This window comes from Blastococcus sp. SYSU DS0669, assembly GCF_054050895.1.
Map to the genome: position 1 here is coordinate 14,694 of NZ_JBJHAE010000018.1, position 23,263 is coordinate 37,956.

21 protein-coding genes are annotated in these 23,263 nt (G+C 74.8%); 13 read left to right on the forward strand and 8 right to left on the reverse strand.

From position 1 onward, the window contains the following. Positions 1-73: 73 nt before the first annotated feature. On the reverse strand, positions 74-937 hold the full coding sequence (locus ACI792_RS16200) for a universal stress protein (RefSeq protein WP_456603491.1): 864 nt from the start codon (positions 935-937) through the stop codon (positions 74-76). Between the two features lie 151 nt (positions 938-1,088). On the opposite strand from ACI792_RS16200, the gene ACI792_RS16205 reads away from it, so the two are divergent. The 7 genes from ACI792_RS16205 (at position 1,089) to ACI792_RS16235 (ending at position 9,472) form a co-directional block, all read left to right on the forward strand. Continuing rightward, on the forward strand, positions 1,089-1,523 hold the full coding sequence (locus tag ACI792_RS16205; protein ID WP_456603492.1) for a MarR family winged helix-turn-helix transcriptional regulator: 435 nt from the start codon (positions 1,089-1,091) through the stop codon (positions 1,521-1,523). Positions 1,524-1,646: 123 nt separating this feature from the next. Beyond that, complete coding sequence (gene glnA / locus ACI792_RS16210) at positions 1,647-2,987, forward strand: type I glutamate--ammonia ligase (RefSeq protein ID WP_456581864.1); 1,341 nt, start codon at positions 1,647-1,649, stop codon at positions 2,985-2,987. Positions 2,988-3,085: 98 nt separating this feature from the next. Next, complete coding sequence (locus ACI792_RS16215) at positions 3,086-3,817, forward strand: type 1 glutamine amidotransferase (protein ID WP_456603493.1); 732 nt, start codon at positions 3,086-3,088, stop codon at positions 3,815-3,817. Continuing rightward, positions 3,814-6,927 (forward strand): bifunctional [glutamine synthetase] adenylyltransferase/[glutamine synthetase]-adenylyl-L-tyrosine phosphorylase, encoded by a 3,114-nt coding sequence (locus tag ACI792_RS16220; RefSeq protein WP_456603494.1) that lies wholly within the window; start codon positions 3,814-3,816, stop codon positions 6,925-6,927. Before ACI792_RS16215 ends, ACI792_RS16220 begins: the two co-directional genes overlap by 4 nt. A gap of 93 nt (positions 6,928-7,020) precedes the next feature. Then, positions 7,021-8,094 carry an AMIN-like domain-containing (lipo)protein gene (locus tag ACI792_RS16225; protein WP_456603495.1) on the forward strand — a complete coding sequence of 358 codons (1,074 nt, stop codon included), beginning with the start codon at positions 7,021-7,023 and terminating at the stop codon, positions 8,092-8,094. A 57-nt stretch (positions 8,095-8,151) separates the two neighbouring features. Next, on the forward strand, positions 8,152-8,475 hold the full coding sequence (locus tag ACI792_RS16230; protein WP_456603496.1) for a CDGSH iron-sulfur domain-containing protein: 324 nt from the start codon (positions 8,152-8,154) through the stop codon (positions 8,473-8,475). 103 nt (positions 8,476-8,578) lie between these two features. After that, positions 8,579-9,472: a bile acid:sodium symporter family protein gene (locus ACI792_RS16235; protein WP_456603497.1), complete on the forward strand. Its 894-nt coding sequence runs from the start codon at positions 8,579-8,581 to the stop codon at positions 9,470-9,472. 12 nt (positions 9,473-9,484) lie between these two features. Here ACI792_RS16235 and ACI792_RS16240 read toward each other — a convergent pair whose 3' ends face one another. Next, positions 9,485-10,498 (reverse strand): iron-containing redox enzyme family protein, encoded by a 1,014-nt coding sequence (locus ACI792_RS16240; RefSeq protein ID WP_456603498.1) that lies wholly within the window; start codon positions 10,496-10,498, stop codon positions 9,485-9,487. Between the two features lie 75 nt (positions 10,499-10,573). On the opposite strand from ACI792_RS16240, the gene ACI792_RS16245 reads away from it, so the two are divergent. Together ACI792_RS16245 and ACI792_RS16250 are read left to right on the forward strand one after the other, a co-directional pair. Further along, positions 10,574-11,416 (forward strand): SDR family NAD(P)-dependent oxidoreductase, encoded by an 843-nt coding sequence (locus ACI792_RS16245; RefSeq protein ID WP_456603499.1) that lies wholly within the window; start codon positions 10,574-10,576, stop codon positions 11,414-11,416. 165 nt (positions 11,417-11,581) lie between these two features. Then, complete coding sequence (locus ACI792_RS16250) at positions 11,582-11,986, forward strand: DUF1353 domain-containing protein (RefSeq protein ID WP_456603500.1); 405 nt, start codon at positions 11,582-11,584, stop codon at positions 11,984-11,986. Between the two features lie 12 nt (positions 11,987-11,998). Here the strand turns inward: ACI792_RS16250 and ACI792_RS16255 are convergent, their stop codons facing one another. Beyond that, positions 11,999-14,071: a GDSL-type esterase/lipase family protein gene (locus ACI792_RS16255; protein WP_456603501.1), complete on the reverse strand. Its 2,073-nt coding sequence runs from the start codon at positions 14,069-14,071 to the stop codon at positions 11,999-12,001. Between the two features lie 273 nt (positions 14,072-14,344). Between ACI792_RS16255 and ACI792_RS16260 the strand changes: the two genes are divergently transcribed. Further along, positions 14,345-14,815, forward strand: a complete 471-nt coding sequence (locus ACI792_RS16260; protein ID WP_456603502.1) for an anthrone oxygenase family protein — start codon at positions 14,345-14,347, stop codon at positions 14,813-14,815. A gap of 114 nt (positions 14,816-14,929) precedes the next feature. On the opposite strand, the gene glnA (ACI792_RS16265) is transcribed toward ACI792_RS16260, so the two are convergent. Continuing rightward, a complete protein-coding gene (gene glnA, locus ACI792_RS16265; RefSeq protein ID WP_456603503.1) occupies positions 14,930-16,363 on the reverse strand; it encodes a type I glutamate--ammonia ligase in 1,434 nt (477 codons plus the stop codon). A 186-nt stretch (positions 16,364-16,549) separates the two neighbouring features. Between glnA (ACI792_RS16265) and ACI792_RS16270 the strand changes: the two genes are divergently transcribed. Then, positions 16,550-16,969, forward strand: coding sequence for an RDD family protein (locus ACI792_RS16270; protein WP_456603504.1), 420 nt, complete (start codon positions 16,550-16,552; stop codon positions 16,967-16,969). 194 nt (positions 16,970-17,163) lie between these two features. Here the strand turns inward: ACI792_RS16270 and ACI792_RS16275 are convergent, their stop codons facing one another. From ACI792_RS16275 to ACI792_RS16285, 3 genes are all read right to left on the reverse strand, one after another. Next, entirely contained in the window at positions 17,164-18,012 is an 849-nt protein-coding gene (locus ACI792_RS16275) for a DUF4191 domain-containing protein (protein WP_456603505.1), read from the reverse strand. An 83-nt stretch (positions 18,013-18,095) separates the two neighbouring features. Continuing rightward, positions 18,096-19,082 carry a lipoyl synthase gene (gene lipA, locus ACI792_RS16280; RefSeq protein WP_456603506.1) on the reverse strand — a complete coding sequence of 329 codons (987 nt, stop codon included), beginning with the start codon at positions 19,080-19,082 and terminating at the stop codon, positions 18,096-18,098. An 83-nt stretch (positions 19,083-19,165) separates the two neighbouring features. Further along, positions 19,166-20,269 (reverse strand): hypothetical protein, encoded by a 1,104-nt coding sequence (locus ACI792_RS16285; RefSeq protein WP_456603507.1) that lies wholly within the window; start codon positions 20,267-20,269, stop codon positions 19,166-19,168. A 114-nt stretch (positions 20,270-20,383) separates the two neighbouring features. Between ACI792_RS16285 and ACI792_RS16290 the strand changes: the two genes are divergently transcribed. Then, positions 20,384-21,313, forward strand: coding sequence for an LLM class F420-dependent oxidoreductase (locus tag ACI792_RS16290; protein ID WP_456603508.1), 930 nt, complete (start codon positions 20,384-20,386; stop codon positions 21,311-21,313). 18 nt (positions 21,314-21,331) lie between these two features. On the opposite strand, the gene ACI792_RS16295 is transcribed toward ACI792_RS16290, so the two are convergent. Then, positions 21,332-22,390 carry a class I SAM-dependent methyltransferase gene (locus ACI792_RS16295; protein ID WP_456603509.1) on the reverse strand — a complete coding sequence of 353 codons (1,059 nt, stop codon included), beginning with the start codon at positions 22,388-22,390 and terminating at the stop codon, positions 21,332-21,334. Between the two features lie 180 nt (positions 22,391-22,570). Between ACI792_RS16295 and ACI792_RS16300 the strand changes: the two genes are divergently transcribed. Then, positions 22,571-23,263, forward strand: coding sequence for a winged helix-turn-helix transcriptional regulator (locus ACI792_RS16300; RefSeq protein WP_456603510.1), 693 nt, complete (start codon positions 22,571-22,573; stop codon positions 23,261-23,263).

Here is a 23,263-nt window from a genome sequence, read left to right on the forward strand (position 1 = left end):
CCACCTCGGTGCGCAGGTCGGCGCCCAGCCGCCCCCGGGAGCAGGGTCGTCGGCCATGGCAGCAGGATGCCGGTCAGCGGCCCGCGACGCTGCGCAGTCCCCGCCGGCTCGGCTGCGTCCCACGTCCCTCGTGGCCGACGACGACGACCGGGCCGGCGACCCCGGCCAGCACCCGCAGCCCCACCGGCCGGAGGTTCCCGGCCAGCCGTCGTCGGCCCGGGGTCCCCAGGACGACGAGCGCGGCGCCGTCGGACGCCGCGACGAGCGCGGCGGCGGCGTCCCCGCAGCAGACGTCCGCGGTCACGGGGACGTCGGGGAACTCCTCCCGCCACGGTGCGATCGTCCGGTCCACCAGCCCGACGGCGCCGGCCTCGGTGACGACGCGGGAGGCGCACACCCCCTCGAGGTCCGCGGGGGCGTCGGCGGTCCACGCGTGCAGGACGACGAGGGGGAGGCCCCGTCGGCGGGCCGCCCGGACGGCGAAGCCGAGGGCCGCCCCGGAGGACCGCGTGCCGTCGATCCCGACCACCACGCGAGGTGCCGACCGCGGATCGGTGGCACGAGGAAGGGCGCGGACCACCGTGACCGGGCACGCGGCGGCGGCCGCGAGCCGCAGGGGCGCATGCGCGGTCAGCACCCGGGTCAGCGTCGCGCGAGCAGGGGCGCCGAGCACCAGCAGGGCTGCCGTGCGGCTCTCCCGCAGCAACGCGCGGCGGGCCGGCCCGCTGACCCGGGAGCTCTCGACCGCGAGGCCACCGTCGACCGCGCGGGCCCGGGACGCCGCGGCCTCCAGCGCCTCGGCCGTGCTGCTCACCGGGTGCACCAGCCGCAGCGGCAGGCCGCGGATCGAGGCCTCGGCCGCCGCCCAGTCGACGGCGTCCTCGGAGGTGGCGGTGACCCGGACGACGACCAGCGGGGAGCCCGGGCGGGTGCTCATGGCCGCTCCCGCGCCGGTCCGCCGGGCTGTCCGCGCACGAGGTCCTCCTCGCCGACGCCCGGGCGGAGCCCGCCCGGGACGAGGCCGAACGTATCGCGGCACGATAGAAGTCGCCAGACCTCTGCGCGCGGCGCCGTGATGTGATGGCGCGGTGACGGCGACGGGTGAGAACTGCGACCCGGCGCCCCTGAGCAAGGCCGACTTCGAGGCGCTGGCCCGGTTCCGGTTCGGCATCCGGCGCTACCTGCGGTTCAGCGAGGAGGTCGTGCGCCGGCACGGGCTCACGCCGCAGCAGTACCAGCTGCTCCTGGCGCTCAAGGGGTTCCCCGAGCGGGACTGGGCCACGGTCCGCGAGCTGGCCGACCGGCTGCAGCTGCGCCACCACAGCGTGGTCGAGCTGGTCGACCGCGCCCAGAAGCAGGACCTCGTCGGGCGGACAGCGCACCCCGACGACGCGCGCGCGGTGCGGGTGGTGCTCACCGCGGCGGGCGAGGAGATCCTGGGCCGGCTCGCCTCGCTGCACCGGGCGGAGCTGAGCCGGATGGCGGCGGTGCTCAGCCCCCCTGACTGGCACCCGCCCGGCTGACCGGGCGCCGCCGACCGCGACACGTCGTCGTCCGTGGCGCAGGACGGTGTGCGGATCGCCCGGACGGGGCAGGCTTGCGCCGACGTCACACTCCCGAAACGAGCGGACTGGATCATGGCCGGCATGGACCGACAGCAGGAGTTCGTCCTGCGGACCCTGGAAGAGCGCGACATCCGCTTCGTGCGGCTGTGGTTCACCGACGTCTCCGGCTACCTCAAGGCCGTCGCGGTGGCACCGGCGGAGATCGAGGCGGCGTTCGCCGAAGGCATCGGCTTCGACGGCTCGGCGATCGAGGGCTTCGCCCGGGTCTACGAGTCGGACATGCTGGCCAAGCCCGATCCCGGCACCTTCCAGGTGATGCCGGCGCGCGAGGGCCGGCCCAGCGACACCGCCCGGATGTTCTGCGACATCACCCTGCCCGACGGCTCGCCGTCGTGGGCCGACCCGCGCCACGTGCTGCGCCGGGCGCTCGCCAAGGCCGGGGACATGGGGTTCACCTTCTACACGCACCCGGAGATCGAGTTCTTCCTGCTCCGGGACCTGCCCACCGACGGCACCCCGCCGCAGCCGGCCGACACCGGCGGCTACTTCGACCTCTCCACGCACAACGTGGCGCACGACTTCCGGCGCGAGGCGGTGTTCGCGCTCGAGGCGATGGGGATCTCGGTCGAGTTCAGCCACCACGAGGTCGCGCCGGGCCAGCAGGAGATCGACCTGCGCTACGCCGACGCGCTCTCCATGGCCGACAACATCATGACCCTGCGGCACGTCGTCCGGGAGGTGGCGCTGGCCCAGGGCGTCCACGCGACCTTCATGCCCAAGCCCTTCACCGAGCTGGCGGGCTCGGCGATGCACACCCACCTGTCGCTCTTCGAGGGCGACCGCAACGCCTTCCACGACCCGGCCGACCCCATGCGGCTCTCCACGACCGGCAAGCAGTTCATCGCCGGCCTGCTGACCCACGCCCGCGAGGTCACCGCCATCACCAACCAGACGGTGAACTCCTACCGGCGCCTGCTGGCCGGGACCGAGGCGCCCACCGCGGCGACCTGGGGCCGGGCCAACCGCTCCGCGCTGGTCCGCCTGCCGAGCTACAAGCCGAGCAAGGCCCAGTCGGCCCGGGTCGAGGTCCGCTCGCCGGACTCCGCCTGCAACCCCTACCTCACCTTCGCGGTGCTGCTGGCCGCCGGGCTGCGCGGCATCGAGAAGGGCTACGAGCTGCCGCCGGAGGCCGAGGACGACGTCTGGTCGCTCACCGACACCGAGCGGCGCGCGGCCGGGTACGAGGACCTGCCGGTGAGCCTCGGCGAGGCGCTGACCGCGATGCAGGGCAGCGAACTGGTCGCCGAGACCCTCGGGGAGCACGTGTTCCAGTTCTTCCTCCGCAACAAGTGGGAGGAGTTCAACTCCTACCGGCAGAACGTCACGCCGTTCGAGCTGAGGCGCTACCTCCCCGGGCTCTAGAAGGACCTCGTCGCCCCCCGAACTAGCGGACTCGGCACGGGACCCTGCGACGAGGCCGTTCCAGGCTTGCCTCCGCAGGCGCTCGTTAGGCTGCGACGGTGGCCCACCTGCTCGTCGTCGTCCCCAGCGAGACCGATCCGCCGGCTCGGCTGGGGGAGTGGCTGCGCGACGCCGGGCTGGAGCTCGACGAGCGCCGGCTCGGGCTCGGGCAGCCGCTGCCGCCGACCCTCGACGGCTACGACGGACTGCTGGTGATGGGCGGGCCGCAGTCGTCGATGGACGACGAGGCGACCAGCCCCGAGCTCGTCGGCGTGCGCGAGCTGCTCCGGCAGGCGCTCGCCGCCGACCTGCCCACGCTCGCCGTCTGCCTGGGCGCCCAGCTGCTGGCCCAGGTCGGCGGCGGCCGGACCCGGGTCGGCGTGGACGGGCCCGAGGTCGGCGCGACGCTGGTCGCCAAGCGGGACGCCGCCGACGCCGACCCCGTGTTCCGCCCGCTGCCGCTCTCGCCGGACGTCATCCAGTGGCACCACGACGAGATCTCCGAGCTGCCTGCGGGAGCGACCCTGCTCGCCGGCAACCCGCACTACCCGCACCAGGCCTACCGGGTCGGCACCGCCGTCTACGGGCTGCAGTTCCACATCGAGACGACGCCGGAGATGGTGAGGGCCTGGGCCGCGAGCGACCCGGTCGGCGTGGCGGCCAGCCCGCTCGACGTCGAGACGCTGTGCGCCCGGGCCGCCGCGGCGCACGACGACGTCGCCGAGGCGTGGCGCCCGTTCGCCGGGCGCTTCGCCGACCTGGTCCGCTCCCGGGCGCAGGTGGGCGCGTGAGCGTGCCGCAGGCGGAGGTCCCGCGGCGAGCGGTGGTCCGCCTCGTCCGGTTCGGCTTCGAGGAGGGCGAACGCGCGGCGCGGCTGCTGTCGGACCCGGCGCTCGGGCTCTGGGATCTCGACCGCAACGAGCCGGCCGACCCGGAGGCGGGGCCGGTCGTCGCGGCGCTGGCCCGCGCGGGCGACCCCGACCTCGCCGTCCGCTCGCTCCACCGGCTGGTCGAGGCGCTGGACGCCGAGGACGACACCGGGGGCGCGGCCGCCACGCTGCTGGCCCGGCTGCGCGGCTCCGGCCACCTGCGCGGCCGCCTGCTCGCCGTCCTGGGCGCGAGCTCCGGGCTGGCCGACCACCTCGCCGCCTACCCGCTGGACTGGGAGGTGCTCGACGACGCCAACGGCCCCAGCCGGCCCACCCCGCACGGGCTGGAGCAGCAGATGCTGGCCGCGGTCGGCGCCGACCCCGACGACCCGCCGTGGGGCGTCCGGCTGGGCTCCGCCGCCCCCGACGCCGGACCCTCGCGGATCGCGGCGCTGCGGCACGCCTACCGCCGGGCGATCCTCTCGCTGGCCGGGCGCGACCTGGCCGACGGCGTGCCGGCCGAGGACGCCGCCGCGGAGCTGGCCGACATCGCCGCCGCCGTGCTCACCGCCGGGCTGGCGCTCGCCGTCGCCGAGCAGCCGCGGGACACGGCCGCCTGCCGGCTGGCGGTCATCGCCCTGGGCAAGACCGGCGGGCGGGAGCTGAACTACGTCAGCGACGTCGACGTGGTGTTCGTGGCGGAGCCGGTCGACCCCGGTGCCCCCGAGCCGCAGGCGCTCGCCGGCGCCACGCGGGTCGCGGCCTCCCTCATGCGCATCTGCCGGGAGGCGGCCTGGGAGGTCGACGCGGCGCTGCGCCCCGAGGGGAAGGCGGGCGCGCTGGTGCGCACCGTGGCGGGGCACGCGGCCTACTACGAGCAGTGGGCCGACACCTGGGAGTTCCAGGCGCTGCTGAAGATGCGCCCGGTCGCCGGCGACCCGCACCTGGGGCGCGGCTACGTCGACGCGCTGTGGCCGCTGGTCTGGAAGGCCGGCGACCGGCCCGGGTTCGTCGGCCAGGTGCAGGCGATGCGCCGCCGGGTGGAGGCCAACATCCCGCCCGCCCAGGCCGAGCGGGAGCTGAAGCTCGGCCGCGGGGGGCTGCGCGACGTCGAGTTCGCCGTCCAGCTGCTGCAGCTGGTGCACGGCCGCGCCGACGCCACCCTGCGGGTCGGCGGCACGCTGCCGGCGCTGCTGGCGCTGTCGGCCGGCGGCTACGTCGGCCGCGAGGACGCCGCGACGCTGATCGCGTCCTACCGCTTCCTGCGCACCGTCGAGCACCGGCTGCAGCTCCTCCGGTTGCGCCGGACCCACCTGCTGCCCACCGACGAGCAGCAGCTGCGCTGGCTGGCCCGCTCGCTGGGGTACAAGCCCGACCACCGCGGCGACGCCGTCGACGTGCTGCGGGCGGAGCTCGCGCTGCACACCCGCGAGGTGCGCCGGCTGCACGAGAAGCTCTTCTACCGGCCGCTGCTGTCGGCGGTGGCCCGCGTCCCGGGCGAGCACCTGCACCTGGGGTCGAAGGCGGCCGGTGACTGGCTGCGGGCCCTGGGCTTCGCCGACCCGGAGGGGGCGCTCCGCCACCTGGCGGCCCTGACCGGCGGGGTCTCCCGGTCGGCTTCGATGCAGAAGTACCTGCTGCCGGTGCTGCTGCAGACCTTCGCCTCCTGCCCCGACCCGGACGCCGGGCTGCTGGCCTACCGGCAGGTGAGCGAGGCGCTGGGCGGGAACCAGTGGTTCCTCCGCCTGCTGCGCGACGAGGGGCAGGTCGCCGAGCGGCTGGCCCAGCTGCTGGGCTCCAGCCAGTACGTCGCCTCGCTGCTCACCCGCACGCCGGAGGCGCTGCGCCTGCTCGCCGACGACGCGGAGCTGGAGCCGCGGTCGGCGGCCACCCTGGCCAAGGCGTGGCGGCAGGCGGCCCGCCGGGCCCCCGACCCGCAGGCGGGGGTGCGGGTCATCCGCGGGCTGCGCCGCCAGGAGCTGCTGCGCATCGCGGCCGCGAGCCTGCTGGGCCGGCTGGACGTGCACCGGGTGGGCCGGGCGCTCACCGACGTCGCCGCCGCCACGCTGCAGGCCGGGCTCGACGCCGCCCTGCGGGCGCACGCCCAGGAGGCCCGCGTCGACGTCGCCGACCTGCCCATGGACCTCGCCGTCATCGGCATGGGGCGGCTGGGCGGCGGTGAGCTGGGCTTCGGTTCCGACGCGGACGTCCTGTTCGTCCACCGGCCGCGGCCGGGCTCGGACGAGGCGAAGGCCACGGCCGCCGCGAACGCCGTCGCCCACACGCTGCGGCGGCTGCTGTCCGAACCGGCACCCGACCCGGCCTTCGAGGTCGACGCCGACCTGCGGCCCGAGGGGCGGCAGGGCGCGCTGGTGCGCAGCCTCCCGGCCTTCCGCGAGTACTACGAGCGCTGGGTGTCGGTGTGGGAGGTGCAGGCGCTGCTGCGTGCCGTGCCCGTGGCCGGCGACGAGGCGCTGGGCGCGGAGTTCGTCGCCCTGGTCGACCCGGTGCGATATCCGTCGGAGGGGCTCACCGCCGAGCAGGTCGCCGAGATCCGCCGGATCAAGGCGCGGGTGGAGCGGGAGCGGCTGCCACGCGGCGCCGACCCCGCCACCCACACCAAGCTCGGCCGCGGCGGGCTGGCCGACGTCGAGTGGACCGTCCAGCTGCTCCAGCTCCAGCACGCCGCCCGGGTGCCGGCGCTCCGGGTGGCCTCCACCGTCGAGGCGCTGGCCGCGCTCGCGGCGGAGGGGCTGCTGCCGGAGGAGCAGGCGGAGGCACTGAGCGCGGCGTGGGAGCTGGCCACCCGGGCGCGCAACGCGATCTTCCTCGTGCGCGGCCGCCCCAGCGACCAGCTGCCGCGGCCGGGCCTCGAGCTCGGCGGGGTCGCCCGTGCCTGCGGGTACGGCCCCGACGACGAACCCGGCCAGTTCCTCGACGACTACCGCCGCACCACCCGGCACGCGCGCACGGTCGTCGAGCAGGTCTTCTACGGGCAGCCGGCCCCGGGCGGTGCCGCCGGACCCGCATGACGATCCGGTGGCGTCGCCCGTTCGATGGTTCGCGCCCGAAGGATCTGGCAATGGGGTCAGGGACTCCCTGCCCGACTCCAGTCAGGACCAGCCATGCGCCTCCTCCCCGCCGGGGTCTGCGCGGCCGTGCTCCTCACCGCCGCCTGCGGGACCGACGAGGAGCCGCCGACCGATGCGGCCCCGACCGCGTCGCCCACCACCACCTCGCCCCCGCCCGAGGACACCTCGGCGGAGCAGGAGCCCGTCGGGGAGGGGGACACCGACGCGTCCATCGCCACGGGCGACGGGCCGCCCGTCACCGTGACCGACGTGCGGCTGGGCACCCACGACGGGTTCGACCGCATCGTCTTCGAGCTGGCGGGCGAGGGAGAGGCCGGCTGGCGGGTGGCCTACACCGGTGATCCGCGGTCGCAGGGGTCGGGAGCGGAGGTCGAGGTGCCCGGGGACGCCGTCCTCGGCATCACGCTGACCAACATCGCGCTCCCGGGCGACGCGCCCTCGGACGCGGAGGCGTGGGAGGGGCCCGAGCGGCAGTCGGTCCCCGACGCGACGGTGCTCGACACGCTGGTCGGGGACACGGTGTTCGAGGGCCGGTACACGTTCTTCGCCGGTCTGGACGCGCGGCGCCCGTTCGCCGTCGCGCCCCTGAGCTCGCCGCAACGGATCGTCATCGACCTGCTCGACGAGGAGCCCGCGGAGCCGGTCGCCCTCGCCGAGCGCTGCGAGAGCCCGGTCGGCTTCGCGATCTCCTATCCGGAGGAGTGGTCGGTGAACCCGGGGACGCAGGTGCCGGCCTGCTCCCGCTTCGCCCCCGAGTCGTTCACCCTGCCGCCGGCCTCGGACGCCCGGGTGGCCCCGGTGAGCCTGCGGGTGGAGGGCATCCCGTTCGACCAGGTGGCCTCCACCGGGGCCGGGGAGGAGCTGAGCCGGGAGGAGGTCACGGTCGACGACCGGCCGGCCGTGCGGATCGAGAAGGTCACGGCGGGCGAGGGGCTCTGGCCCGAAGGGGTCCCGATCACCAGCTACGTCGTCGACCTCGGGAGCCAGGGCGGCGAACCGCGCACCCTCGTCGCCGACACGGTGGGGCTCCCGCGGTTCGACTACCCGCGCAACGTCGAGGTGCTGGACCGCATGGTCGGCTCGCTGACCTTCCCGGACGGCGGCTGACCACCGATGGGTGACCGCCGGGTCGCGCCCGAGTGGCGGCGGGGCATGCTGGGGTGCGTGTCACCATCACCAACGGCCGAGCCCGAGCCGTCCGAGGACCCCACCGCAGCCCTCGGTCCCGGCGAGGAACGCGCGGAGGGCGCCACGATCACGCCCTACCGGGACGGGCCGCTGATCGTGCGCGGCAACTTCCGGCTGCAGGACCAGGACGGCGCCGAGATCGACCCCGGGCGCGAGACCATCGCGCTGTGCCGGTGCGGCAAGTCGGGCATCAAGCCCTTCTGCGACGGCTCGCACAAGCGCTCCGGGTTCTCCGCGCCCAGCGCGCCGAGCCGGCCACGGCCCGCCCAGCTCCTCCGCGAGGCGCGTCGGGAGGACTGACCAGCCTCCGGGCGGGTCGGTTGCCTTCCGTGACCCCGATCGCACAGGATGCGCGGGACGTCTCGCCGGCGGGCTCCCCGGCCGGTGCCCGATCGGAGGACCCATGGATTCCGCGCTCACCGCCGTCGCGCTGCCGCTGGCGCTCGCCGTCGTCATGTTCGGCCTGGGGCTCTCGCTCACCACCGACGACTTCGCCCGCATCGCCCGGCAGCCCAAGGCGGTCGTGATCGCCCTGGCCCTCCAGCTGCTCGCGCTGCCGGTGCTCTGCTTCGGGCTGGTGCTGCTGTTCGACCTGCCCCCGCTGCTGGCGGTCGGCATGCTGCTGCTCGCCGCCTCGCCCGGTGGCACCACGGCGAACCTGTTCAGCCACCTCTACCGGGGGGACGTGGCGCTCAACATCAGCCTCACGGCGCTCAACTCGGTCATCGCCGTCGTCACCCTGCCGGTGGTCACCAACCTGGCGATCGCGTGGTTCGACCCGGCCGACGCCGGCAGCCTGGGGCTGCAGTTCGGCAAGACGCTGCAGGTCTTCGCGATCGTGCTCGTCCCCGTTGCCCTCGGCATGCTGGTGCGCCGGTCGGCCCCGGGCTTCGCCGACCGCTCCGACAAGCCGGTGCGCATCCTCTCGGCGGTGGTCCTGGCGCTGGTCATCGTCGGCACCATGCTGGCCGAGCGGGAGAACATCGGGGGCTACCTGCGCGACGTCGGCCTGCCGGCGCTGGTCTTCTGCCTCTGCAGCCTGGCCATCGGGTTCACGGTGCCGCGGCTGCTCGGCGTGCGGCGGAGGCAGGCGATCGCCAGCTCCTTCGAGATCGGGATCCACAACAGCACGCTGGCCATCGCGGTCGCCATCAGCGTGCTGGACAGCGTCGAGCTGGCCGTGCCCGCCGCGGTCTACGGGGTGCTGATGTTCCCCGTCGCCGCGGCGTTCGGGTGGCTGATCACCCGCAACCGCACCGCCGCCGCCGAGCGCGACGAGGCCGTGCCGGCCGGCTGACGGCGCGCCCCCTCAGGCCGCGAGGGCCGGGCGCCGGTGCAGCCCGGTGCGGCCGGCCTCCCAGGCGCCCAGCAGGTGGGTCGCCGCCAGGCCGTCCATGGCCAGCGAGCTGGCCGCCCCGAAGAGCACGTCGGGCACCAGCTCCGGCTCGGTGGCCACCAGCGAGCCGCACATGTCCACCGACGCGATCTGCTCGTGCACCGCGTCGGCCTCCACGTGCTCGTCGTAGAAGACGGTGGTCCGCCCGTCGAAGCCGAGCCGGCGAAGCCCGGCCGAGTACCGGCGGCTCGGCTCGGAGGAGGTCATCTCCACCGTGGCCAGGTGCCCCAGCGCCGCGCCCCGCCAGCGGCGGTGCAGCCCGAACAGCGACATCGTGTTGACCGAGGCGAACGCCACCGCGGGGGCGTCGTCCCAGAGCGCCCCGTAGCCGGCGTCGAGGTCCAGGTCGCGCATGAGCCCGGCGAACAGCTCGCTGTGCATGCGCTCGGCCGACCCGCCGCCGTACTCGTCGGCCTGGATCTCGACCATGGCGGCCTTCGTGCGGCCGGAGAGGCGGGGGACGGCGAAGGTGTGCGGGTCGGCCTCCTTGAGGTGGTAGACCGATCGGAGGACGAGGTACTCCCGCCACTGCTCCAGCGTGCCGTGCTTGGCCATGTAGGCCGAGAGCGAGGGGCTGTCGTCCGCCGCGATGAGGGTGGTCAGCTGCCGGTCGATCGGGTCCCCGGTGTCGGGGACGTCGCCGACGAGCTCCTGCAGAGCGGCGAGGTGGCGCCGCTCCAGCCCGGCCCGCAGGCGGAGCAGCTCCGGGTCCCACTCCCAGTCCTCGGAGACCTCGTCGAAGCCGCGGTAGTGCAGCTCGTAGCAGACGGCGAGCGCGAGCTGCAGGTCGTCGTCGACGAGCGCGCCGGCGGGGTCGACGGCGAGGCGCTCGGCGCACTCCCGCGTCGCCGCCGACAGGGCGGGGCGGGTGGCCAGGTCGCGGGCGAGGGCGTCGGTGAGCGGGCCGCGGGGTTCGGGCAGGCGCATGATCAGCAGCATGCCCAGCGGCCCGGGAAACGATGCACCGGTGGGTGTGATGTCGCCCGGGGGTAGGAGGCGCCCATGACATCGCTGTCCGACCGCGTCGTCCTCGTCACCGGCGGGAGCGCCGGCATCGGCCGCTCCACGGTCGCCCGGCTCGCCGGGGACGGCGCCCGCGTGGTGACCTGCGCCCGCGACGGCGAACGGCTGCGGGAGGCGGTGGCGGGCCTGCCCGGGGTCACCACCGCGGAGGCCGACGTCGCCGATGCCGCCGACCGCGCCGCCCTGGTGGACCGGGTGCTGGCCGAGCACGGCCGCCTCGACGCCGTCGTCAACAACGCCGGGCTCGGCTGGGCGGGCCTGGTGGAGGACACGCCGGGGGAGGTGGTGGAGGGCATCGTCGCCACCAACCTGACCGCTGTCGTCGACCTGACCCGGCTGGCGCTGCCGCACCTCCTGCGGTCGGCCGCCGAGCGGGGACGGGCCGACGTCGTCACGGTGTCCTCGGTGGCCGCCTGGTCGCAGGTGCCGCCGCTGACCGTCTACTCGGCGACCAAGGCCGGGGTGCACGGGTTCGTGACGGGGCTGCGGCGGGAGGTGACCACCCGGGGGATCCGCGTGCACACGGTGAACCCCTTCTTCGTCCAGACCGAGTGGCTGGCACGCGGCCACGGCCACGCCCCTGAGTCGGACGCCGACGCGCGCGGGCGGCTGTCCCGCGGCATCTCGCCGGACCGGGTCGCCGACCGGGTGGCCGAGTGCCTGGTCTCGGACCGGGGGCGGACGATCGCCGTCCCCCGCTGGTCGGGGCTGGCCCGGCTGGGCGAGATGGCCCCGGTCAACCGCGTGCTCGACCGGGTGCTGTCGGCGAACGCCGGCCGGATCCGCGCCGCGGCGGAGCGGGCGGTGCGCCGGAGGATCTGAGCGCGCCCGGCGGCTGGGTTGGCACGATCCGCCCGTGCCGTTCCAGTCCGACGACGTCGTCGTCCGCCGCCTGGACGACGTCCGCTGGTCGGTGGTCGAGCCGCTGGTGTACCGGGGCGACCGCGACCGGTTCGTCGTGCCGGCCGCCCCCACCGACTTCCGACGGTGCCCCGCGTCGTGGTCTGGCTGGTGCCGCGCTTCGGGCGCTGCACCGCCGCGGCGATCCTGCACGACTGGCTGGTCACCGCGGGTATCGCCAGCGGGGCGGTGAGCCCGCGTGAGGCCGACGGCATCTTCCGGCGGGTGCTGCGGGAGAGCGGGGTGCCGGTGCTGCGCCGCTGGCTGAAGTGGTGCGCCGTGCGGTGGGGAACCTTCGGGCACCCGGTCCGGGGGAGGGGGTGGTGGAGCAGCGCGCCCGGGGTGCTGGCCATCTCGCTGGTCGCGGCGCCGGTGGTCGTGCCACCGGCCGCGCTCATCGCGGTGGTGCTGACGGTCTACGGCCTGGCCGAGACCACCGTGGGGCTGGTCACCGGCCGCCCGCCGGAGGACGCCGGCTCGATGCGGACCTGAGGCCGGCGCGCCTCAGCCGGCGGCCAGGAAGCGGTCGAGCGCCTCGGCGAGCTGCGCGTGGCCGGTCGCGGTCGGGTGGACCCCGTCGCCGGACATCCCGAAGTTCGGGATCGTGGAGAGGTCGGCGAAGGCGTAGCCCTGCTCGGCCGCGACGCCGGCCATGGCGTCGAGGTAGGCCTGCCACGCGGCGGCCGTGACGTCGGTGCGCCGCGGGTAGCCGACGACCACGACCGACGGGTCGGGGCCGACGTCCGGGCCGAGGAGGTGCGCGACGGTCGCGGTGAGGTACTCCCGGAACTGGGCGGCCGTGAACCCGGCGACCACGTCGTTGTAGCCCAGCGCAACCACGACCAGGTGCGGCGCGGCGGCCGCGACGGCCTGACCGTGCTGCGGCGCCGTGGGGCGGTTGGCGTAGTCCTCGGCCTGCCAGCCGGAGTGGCCCGCCTCCCAGAGGCGGACGCCGGCCGCCTCGTCGCCGTCGTACACGCTGATGCCCTCCACCAGGACGGTGCGTCCGCTGGTGTTGGTGAGGGTGACGGTGTGCGTGCCGCGGGGGAGCGGCGGGGAGGTCCAGCTGCCCCCGTCGGCCGGGGTCCAGCCCCCGCCGTTGGTCGCCACCGGGATGCCGGGGCCGCCGTCGACGGAGACGGTGATCGTGCCGGTGTTGAGGCTCGCGGCGTAGTGCAGCTCGAACGACGTACCGGTGAAGGTGGTGGTCATCGAGTTGCCGGCGCCGGAAGGCATGTGGTTGGCGCGCATGCCGAAGCCGTACTGGGAGCCCAGCGTGGCGCTGCCGGAGAAGGTGAAGCGGTCGGCCATGCCGCCGGCGGCGTAGTAGGCGGGCACGTAGCCCTCGCCGCCGGGTACGTCGGCCGGCTGGTGGCGGTCCCGGAGCAGGCGCAGCAGCACGTCGACCCACCGGTTCCCCATGCCGACGTCGCGCCCCTCGGTGACCGAGTCGCCGACGACGACGACGTCCAGCGTGCCGCGTCCGGCGGCGCTGTCGGCGCGGGCGGCGCGGAAGGCGGCCAGGGCGTCGGAGCCGGTCGGCGGGGGCGTCGTGGTGGTGCTCGGGGCAGTGGTGGTGGTCGGGGCCGTGGTCGTCGGTGTCGTCGTCGTGGTGGGTGTCGTGGTGGTGCTCGGGGCAGTGGTGGTGGGAGCCGTGGTGGTCGGCGCGGGCGACGACGTCGTCGGCGTGGGGGTGGGCGCGGGGACGATCGCGGTTGCGATGTCCCGCGCCGCCTGCAGGAGCAGCGGGCGGTAGCCGGTGCCGGTGTGGATCTTCGACGCCTCCTTCAGCGCCGACAGGGACGGGCTGACGCCCCCGTGGAGGAGGCGGGCCGCGTCGAAGTCGCAGGCGATGTCGCGGGCGAGGCAGAGGTCGAGCACCGGGGGCGTCGCCGCGACGTCGCGCCCGACCGGCTCGAGCGCGGTGCGCACCCCCTGCGCGGTCGCCGGCGCCGTGCCGCGTCGCGTGGCGGCCGTCTGGCCCACCCGGTCCCCGTCGGCGACCAGCACGGCCGCGGAGACCCGCGCGAGCACGTCGCCCCGGCCGGTGTCCGCGAGCCGGGTCAGCGTCCCGTGCACCGCCATGGCGCCCTGGGAGTAGCCGGCGAGGACGAAGGCGGCGTCGGCGCAGCGGGCGTGCAGGGCGGACATCTGCTCGACGGCGGAGGTCACGCCCTGGTCGACGCTGCGGGTGTAGGAGCCGAGGTTGCCGGTCCGGTAGCGCTGCATCGCCGCGTCCCGCCGGGCCGGGTCCGCGAGGGCGGTCAGTTCGGTCCGCGACGGGGTGAGCACGCCGACGGAGGTGGGGGAGTGGGCGACGGCCAGGCTCTGCACCACCAGCGTGCCGCCGTACCGTGCGGTCAGCTCCCGCTCCAGGGAGTCGGCGAAGTAGTCGACGTTCGCGCCCATGCCGCGGTTGGTGGTGGTGATCGGGTCGGTCGAGCCGCGCGCGCCCACGACCACCACGTCCGGGCAGTCGTCGGCGGCCGACCCGGCGGCCAGCGTCACGACGGCCGAGGAGGTGAGCAGGGCGACGACCCCCACGGCCGTCAGCGCGCTCCGGCGTGCAAGTCCCACGACACGATCCCCCCGTGACCGGGATGCGCATCGCGTAGCGGGTGATGGCCGCCGGGTGAGCATCCGCCTGAGGGTGCGGACGCTACGCCGCGGCGCGCTTCGCGGCTACGGCCCGGGGCGCGTCCCTCCTGGCCGGCGACACCACCGGCAGCCGCGGTCGGTTCCTGCCCCCTGACCGGGTTGCACCCGTGCCCGCTGGGCTCGTCACCATGGAAGGCGGCCGGTGGTGTCGCAGCCCACCGGCACCGTGACGACCCGGATCGGAGGTACTCCATGAGGAAGCTGCGTGTCGCACTGCTCGCCGGCCTGACCGCCACGGCCGTGGAGGCCGGGCTCAGCTACGGTCACGCCCTGCAGGAGCCGGGGAAGCGGGAGCTGCCCGCTGAGCGGCTGATGCACTTCCACACCCGCGTCCTCGGGCCCTACCGGGTGGGCGCCGGGGTGCCGGAGGTCTCGGCGATGGCAGCGCTGGCCCTCGCGTCCTGGTTCGCGCGCCGGGAGCCCGGGAGACGGCTGCCCGGCGCCGTGGCGCTCGCCGCGGACGTGGCCGCCTTCGGTGTGTGGGCCGGCGGGATCCAGCCGGTGAACCGTCGGCTGAGCACCTGGGACGGCTCGGTCGCCGAACAGCGGGTGCCCGACGACTGGGTGGCCCTGCGCGACAGGTGGCACGCGCTCCACAGGGTGCGCCTCGCGCTGCTGTCAACCGGGACGGCAGCTGCTGCCGCGGCCCTGGCCGCGGAGTGATCGGCTCGCCGGCCGGTACGTGCAGGCCGGCGCCGGAGGCAGCGCGGCCCCCGCCGGGAGATCCTGGCGGGGGCCGCGCGACGAGCAGGTCAGGGGCGGTGCCGCCCCCTCCGATCAGATGTCGTAGTACATCGCGAACTCGTGCGGGTGCGGGCGCAGGCGGATCGGGTCGATCTCGAACTCCCGCTTGTACTCGATCCACGTCTCGATCAGGTCGGGGGTGAACACCCCGCCGTCGATCAGGTACTCGTGGTCGGTCTCGAGGTTGTCCAGCGCGGCGTCCAGCGACGCGGGCACCTTCTCGATGCCCAGGGCCTCCTCGGGCGGCAGCTCGTAGAGGTCCTTGTCGATCGGCGCCGGCGGCTCGATCTTGTTCTTGATGCCGTCGAGGCCGGCCATCATCATCGCCGAGAAGGCGAGGTAGGGGTTGGCCGACGGGTCGGGCACGCGGAACTCGATGCGCTTGGCCTTCGGGCTGTCGCCGGAGATCGGGATGCGGAGGCAGGCCGAGCGGTTGCGGGCCGAGTAGACGAGGTTGATCGGGGCCTCGTAGCCGGGCACCAGGCGGTGGTAGCTGTTCACCGTCGGGTTGGTGAAGGCCAGCAGCGACGGGGCGTGGGACAGGAGACCGCCGATGTAGTGGCGGGCCATGTCGGAGAGCCCCGCGTAGCCGGTCTCGGCGTGGAAGAGCGGCTGCCCGTCCTTCCAGAGGCTCTGGTGGCAGTGCATGCCCGAGCCGTTGTCACCGAAGAGCGGCTTGGGCATGAAGGTGGCCGTCTTGCCGGCGGCCCAGGCGGTGTTCTTGATGATGTACTTGAACAGCATCAGGCTGTCGGCCGAGCGCAGCAGCGTGTCGAACTTGTAGTTGATCTCGGCCTGGCCGCCGGTGCCCACCTCGTGGTGTCCCCGCTCGAGCTCCAGCCCGGCGCTGATGAGGTTCTTCATCATGTCGGCGCGCAGGTCGCTCTGCTGGTCGTAGGGCTCGACCGGGAAGTAGCCGCCCTTGGGGCGGGCCTTGTAGCCGCGGTTGGGGCTGCCGTCGAGCTCGGTGCCGGCCCCCGAGCGCCAGGAGCCCTCCTCCGAGTCGATGTGGTAGTAGCCCTCGTTGATCGAGGTGTCGTACCGCACCGAGTCGAAGACGTAGAACTCCGCCTCGGGGCCGAAGTACGCGGTGTCGGCGATGCCGCTCGCGGCCAGGTAGGCCTCGGCCTTCTTCGCCACGTTCCGCGGGTCGCGGCTGTAGGCCTCGCGCGTGATCGGGTCGTGGATGAAGAAGTTGACGTTCAGCGTCTTGTGCTTGCGGAACGGGTCGACGAACGCGCTGTTGGCGTCGGGCAGCAGCAGCATGTCCGACTCGTTGATCGCCTGGAACCCGCGGATCGAGGAGCCGTCGAAGCCCAGGCCCTCGCTGAACGTGTCCTCACCGAACGTCGATGCGGGGATGGTGAAGTGCTGCATGACGCCGGGCAGGTCGCAGAAGCGGACGTCGACGAACTCGACATCGTTGTCGCGGATGTAGGCGGCGACCTCGTCGGGACTGGTGAACATCGATCCTCCGGGTGTGGGCTGACTGCCGAACGGCACGCTACGAGCGGGGAGTTGCCCCGCCGTGTCCCGAGTGTTTCGGGGCGGTAACAACGCGCTGGGCGTGTCGCGGGTGCGGCCACCCTCCAGCGGCCCGCGCCGAGCGGAGCGAGGCGTGGGGGAGGGCGGTCCCTTACTACGCTGGCGGTCATGGTCAGTGATGCCGGTCAACCCTCTCAGGCTCCCGCCCAGGGCGCGTCCCTGGGGTTGCCGGCGACCGGGCCGGGGTCGCTGGCCCCGTTCACCCGGCGCGTGGGCGGCTACCTGGTCGACGCGGTCGCCTCGGCGCTGATCGCCTGGGCGTTCACCGCGCCCGCCGCCCCGGGCAACTGGAGCCTGCTGGTGTTCGGCGTCCTCACCGTCGTCACGCTGGTCCTCTTCGGCCAGACCCCGGGCCACCGGGTGCTCGGCATGCGGCTGGCCCACCCGATCCCCGGCGCCCGCCTCGCGCCGTGGCGCGCCGTCGTCCGCACCGCCCTGCTCATGCTGCTGGTGCCGGCCCTCGTGGTGGACGGCAACGGCCGCGGGCTGCACGACCGGCTCACCGGCACCGCCGTCGTCCTCGACTAGGCCCCCTCCCCGCCCGATGATCAGCTCCCCTGATCATCGGGCGTCCTCCCCGAGCGCCCACGGTGAGGGAGGACGCTGCACGATCAGGGACGTTGATCATGGCCAGCGGGGCAGGGCTGCGCGGCGGGCTCGTCGGGGTGCCGGACGGAGAAGGGCCCCGTCCGGCTCGGACGGGGCCCTCCTGGGCGGGCTGGTCAGCCGCGGCGGCGGACCTGGCGCTGGCTGACCGACATCTGCCGACCGCCCGGGAGCGGGCCACCGGGGACGGGCATGCGCGGGCCGCCCAGCGCGCTCATCCGCCGGCCGAGGGCGTTGACCTCGGCGGCGCTGAGGTTGCGCGGCAGCTTCATCACGTGGCTGCTGAGCTTCTTCAGGGGCACCTGCCCCTCGTCCTCGCCGATCATCACGTCGTAGATCGGGGTGTCGCCGACGACGCGGGCGATCTTCTTCTTCTCCTGCGCGATCAGCCCGCGCACCCGCCCGGGCGCCCCCTCGCCGACGAGCACGATGCCCGGCCGGCCGAGCACCCGGTGGACGGCGTCGAGCTGCGGCGTGCCGGCCACACCGGAGGAGACCCGCCAGTCGCCGCGCATGCCCTCCAGCACCCAGGCGGCCGCACCCGGCTGCCCCTCGACCTGGGTGTAGGCCGAGCGCTGGGCGCGGCGCCCGAAGACGATCAGCGCCGCGAGGCCACCGAGGAGGAGCGCGAGCGGGAGGAACAGGAACGGAGCGCTGAGCAGGATGCCGATCAGCTCGACTACGGCCGCCACGGAGACGAACCAGATCAGCATGATCCAGGGCAGCTTCGGGTCGTTGCGCCGCGTCAGCGTGTAGGCCTGCTTGATCATGCTGACCTGGCTGCGCATCTTCTTGAAGCGCCCGACCTTGGGCTGGCCGTTCTTGTCGAGCTTCGGGGCCTTGCCGCGCTTGCCGGCCTTGCCGGCGCTCGCGGCGGTGGCGCCAGAGGCCCGGCCACCGTCCTTCGGGGTGCGCCCGGCGTCGCCGCCCGGGGCCGTGGGGTCAGAGGACTTGCTGCGCGCCATGGCCCCAGGATAGTGAAAGGACCAGCCGTCCCCCGCCACGCGCATGCTCGTGGCGGGCCGCTGCGGCGGAGCGGGGCCCGAGGTCAGGCCTGCGGAGCGAGCTTCCGCGCCTCGACCGCCTGCTGGTAGAGCCGGCCGGCGCGGTAGGAGCTGCGCACCAGCGGGCCGGCGAGCACACCCGGGAAGCCGATCTCCTCGGCGTCCTTCTGGAACTGCACGAACTCGTCGGGCTTGACCCAGCGGACGACGGGGTGGTGCCGCGGCGAGGGGCGCAGGTACTGGGTGATCGTGAGCAGGTCGCACCCCGCCTCGTGCAGGGCGCGCATCGTCTCGACGACCTCCTCGGGCTCCTCTCCCATGCCGAGGATCAGGTTGGACTTGGTGACCAGCCCGGCCTCGCGCGCAGCGGTGATGACCGCCAGCGAGCGCTCGAACCGGAAGCCGGGGCGGATGCGCTTGAAGATCCGCGGGACGGTCTCGACGTTGTGGGCGAGCACCTCGGGCCGGGAGGAGAAGACCTCGGCGAGCTGGTCGGGGTCGGCGTTGAAGTCGGGGATGAGCAGTTCGACGCCGCAGCCGGGGAGCTGGGCGTGGATCTGGCGCACCGTCTCGGCGTACAGCCACGCGCCGCCGTCCGCCAGGTCGTCGCGGGCGACGCCGGTGACGGTGGCGTACTTCAGCCCCATGGTGGCGACGCTCTCGGCCACGCGCCGCGGCTCGTCGGCGTCGAAGTCGGCGGGCTTGCCGGTGTCGATCTGGCAGAAGTCGCACCGGCGGGTGCACTGGTCACCGCCGATGAGGAAGGTCGCCTCCCGGTCCTCCCAGCACTCGTAGATGTTGGGGCACCCGGCCTCCTCGCACACCGTGTGCAGGCCCTCGCGGCGGACGAGCGACTTGAGCTCGGTGTACTCGGGCCCGGTCTTCAGCCGGGTCTTGATCCACTCGGGCTTGCGCTCGATCGGCACCTGGCTGTTGCGCACCTCGAGGCGCAGCATCCTGCGGCCGGCCGGCTCGATCCGGGAGTCCTGGACGGGGGGCTGCTCAGGGTTCCTCGCCGGCGCCTCGCTCATGATCCCCACCGTACTCGTGCAGACGACGCAGCCCCCGTCGCGCGAGGCGGCGGGGGCTGCGTCGGGGGACCGTCGTCGGGCGGTCAGACCTGCTTGTCGTCGGGCCCTGCGGTCGGGCCCTCACCCTGGGCACCGCCGCCGCTGGTGAAGGGCTCCGGCGGACCCGAGTGGGTCGTGGTGCTGCCGGCGTCGTCGCCCTCCACGAGCTGCGCGTCACGGACGCCCATGTCGGACTCGCTGGGCGCGGAGTCGCCGGCGGTGAACTGGGCGTCGGAGACGGTCTTGCCGGAGTCGCTGGAACTCGGGGAGCTGGGCACGGGGTCCTCTCGGTAGCTGGGCACCGGGCCGTCACCGGCCGGAGCGGGTGTCCACGACTCCTGCTTGCTGCGCCGGAGGAGGACGAAGGCCGCCGTACCCGCGGCCAGCAGCGCCAACACCCAGGGCCACCGGCGGGGCTCGGGCTCCACGCCCGTGCGCCGCTTGACGGTGGTCGCGGTGGCCAGGGCCGCCTTCTCGAAATCGCGCCGCTTCTTGCCGGCGTTCTTCCGCGCCTTCTTCGCCGCCTTCCGCGCCTTGCGGGTGGACTCGGCGGCCGAGGCGGCCAGCTCGGCGCGGCGTGCCTCGAGCTCGCTGCGCGCGCTGTCCACGCCCGCGAGCAGCGTGCCGCGCGCGCTCTCCAGCGCCGGCGACACCGCCTCGCGGGCCGCGAGGACGCGCGGGGTGGCGTAGCCGAGCGCCGCCGCCTGGGTGGCGGTCAGCCGCGGGCCGACCTCCTCCCTGAGCGCCTTCTGCGCCGCCTCCACCCGTGGGCCGAGGTCGGTCGCGGCCCGGTTGGCCGCCAGCTGGGCCGCCGCAAGGGAGGCGGCGACCCTGGGCGCCGCCGCCTCGCGGGCCGCGTCCATGCGGGGCCCGAAGGCGTCCCACGCCGCGTCCACGCGGGGCCCGAGGGCGTCCCGCGCCGCATCCACCCGCGGACCGAGCGTGTCGCGCGCGGAGGCGACGGCGGGGGCGGCGACGGCGGCCGCCGCGGCCACCTTCGGCGCCACGGCCCGCTGGGCGGCCTCCACGCGTGGAGCGAGTTGTTCAGCGGCGGCGCGACCTGCTTCGGTCACCGCCGCCCCCAGGTGGGCCAGGCCCTCCTGCACTTCGGCGCTGATGATCTCGCCGCGCGTCTTCTTCCGGAACACGTGCCGCACCTCCGAGTTGACGTCTGGCGGTCATCCTGCCCGGTCCCGGCCGTGCGCACACCCCGAGGCGCGGCCGGATGAGCGACCGGGCGCGGTGCTGGTTACGGTCCGGCGGTGCAGTTGCGCATCTTCACCGAGCCGCAGATGGGCGCCACGTACGACGACCTGCTGGCCGTCGCCCGGCGCACGGAGGAGACCGGCTTCGACGCCTTCTTCCGTTCCGACCACTACCTGACCATGGGGGGTGACGGGCTCCCGGGGCCCACGGACGCCTGGATCACGCTGGCCGGGCTCGCCCGCGAGACCAGCCGGATCCGGCTGGGCACGCTGATGACCGCGGGCACCTTCCGGCTCCCCGGCCCGCTGGCGATCTCGGTCGCGCAGGTCGACGCGATGAGCGGCGGACGGGTGGAGCTCGGGCTCGGCTCGGGCTGGTTCGAGGCCGAGCACACCGCCTACGGCATCCCCTTCCCGTCGCTGGGGGAGCGGTTCGACCGGTACGAGGAGCAGCTCGCCGTCATCACCGGGCTGTGGCGCACGCCGGTGGGGGAGACCTTCGACTTCGACGGGCGGCACTACCAGCTGTCCGGCTCCCCGGCGCTGCCCAAGCCGGTGCAGGAGGGTGGCGTGCCGATCCTCGTCGGGGGGAGGGGGGCGCGGCGCACGCCCCGGCTGGCCGCCCGGTACGCGCAGGAGTTCAACGTCCCCTTCATGCCCGCCGCGGAGAACGCGCGGCTGTTCGCCGGCGTCCGCGAGGCCTGCGAGGAGGCCGGCCGCGACCCGTCGTCCCTGGTGTGCAGCTCGGCGCTGGTGCTCTGCGTCGGCCGCGACGACGCCGAGCTCGCCCGCCGCGCCGCGGCGATCGGCCGCGACGTGGCGGAGCTGCGCGAGAACGGCGTCGCCGGCAGCCCGGCCGAGGCGGTCGACGTCCTGGGGCGGTACGCCGAGGCCGGTGCCCAGCGGGTGTACCTGCAGGTGCTGGACCTCGCCGACCTCGACCACCTGGACCTCGTGGCGGCCGAGGTGGCGCCCCAGCTTGGCTGAGGCGCCACCGGGCGCGGGCTACGGGCGGCGGCCGTAGGTGAGCGCGTGCATCGGGGTCAGCTGGACCGAGCCCGGGTCGGTGAACCCGTGGCGGGTCAGCAGCTCGTCGTAGGCGCTGCGGGGGAGCAGCTGGTCGTCGATCTGCGCCTCGAAGAACTGGATGCCGCTCATGATCCGCCCGGGCACGCTGCGCAGCCCCTCGTCGGTGTCGGGGAACGGGAAGTCGGAGATGACGAACCAGCCCCCGGGTTCGAGCGCGGCCTTCACGTTCTCGGTCACCCGGTCGATGTCGCGGCACTCGTGCATCGAGATGTTGTTGACGACGACGCGCGCCGGCGTCTCGAGCTCCATGTCCTCGAGGGCGCTGTGCACCAGTTCGACACGGTCGCCGAGCCCGGCCGCGTCCAGGCGGGCCCGGGCGAGGTCGATCGAGTGCCGGTCGCCGTCGACCCCGACGACGGTGCACGCCGGGTAGGTGCTGGCCAGCCGCACCAGGCCGACCCCCGCGCCGCAGGCGGTGTCGACGACCCGGCAGCCCGCCGCCAGCGCGTCGGCGACGCCGGGGACGCGGTCGAGCCCGCCGGGGACCAGCCTCGTGTAGAAGGGCGTCCCGGTGCCGGAGACGGCGGCGATCCACTCCGGGCTGGTGTCCTCCCACCACATGCGCTCGCCGGTGGCGAAGGCCTGCTCGAACCGCCCGAAGACCTCGTGCGCCTCCAGGACGCCGAACACGCCGCCGACGAAGGCCGGGGAACCGGTGTCGAGCAGCAGCGTGGCCATGTGCGGTGCCAGCCGGAAGCCGGACCCCGTGCGCTCGAGGATCCCGGCGCCCACGGCGGCGCGGCACCAGACGGAGACGTAGAAGGCGTCGAGGTCAAGCGCCTCGGCGAGCTCGTCGGCGGTGGATCCCGGGTGCTCCGCGAGCCGGCCCAGCAGCCCGGCGCGCAGCCCGATCGCCACGGTGCGGTGGCCGACGTAGCCGGCGATCAGCGAGAGGACGGCGGGGGCGGTCTCGGCCAGCGTGGGGGTCGCGGGGCTCGGGACGGGGGTCGTGGGGGTGGGGGCGGTGGTGGTCATGGGGGCCTCCTCGCGGATGGGTCGGTGGCCCCGTCACCGTCCCGCCGTCCCGCGCGCCCGCTCCAGTGCTGGATCTGAACCGCCCCGGTACTCGCTCTGTACCGCGGGCCTCCGGCCCTTCCGGGAAGCCGTGGTCGGTCCTACGGTGATCCCGCACGGGGACGTCGGGAGGGACCCGTCATGCCCTCGCAGTACGGCCAGTTCTGCCCGGTCGCCAAGGCCATGGAACTGCTCGACGAGCGGTGGACGCTCCTCGTCGTCCGCGAGCTCATGCTGGGCAGCCGGCACTTCAACGCCCTCCGCCGGGGCCTGCCCCGCATGTCGCCGGCGCTGCTGTCCAAGCGGCTGCACACGCTGGTCCGCGCCGGTGTGGTGGAGCGGTGGGAGGACGGCAACCGGGTCACCTACCGGCTCACCGAGTCCGGCCGGGAGCTGGAGCCGATCGTGGACGCGCTCGGCCGCTGGGGCATCCGCTGGATCCCCGAGCTGGGCGACGCCGACCTGGACCCGCACCTGCTGCTCTGGGACATCCACCGCAACGTCGACACCGAGGCGGTGCCGGACGGCCGCACGGTGATCTTCTTCCGCTTCCCGGAGCTGGCGACGTCGGGGCGCTGGTGGCTGGTGATCGCCACCGACGGGGTCGACGTCTGCGACGTCGACCCGGGGTTCCCGGTCCGGGTGACGGTGGAGACCGCGCTCCGGACCCTCACCGAGGTGTGGCGGGGCGACGTCGGGTGGTCCGAGGCGCTCCGCTCCGGGGACCTGGTGCTCAGCGGGGAGCCGCAGGCGTGCCGGGCCCTCCCACGCTGGCTCACGCTCTCCGCGACCGCCCGGACCCCGCGCCCCGTCCGGGTCCCGGCCGGCGTGTGA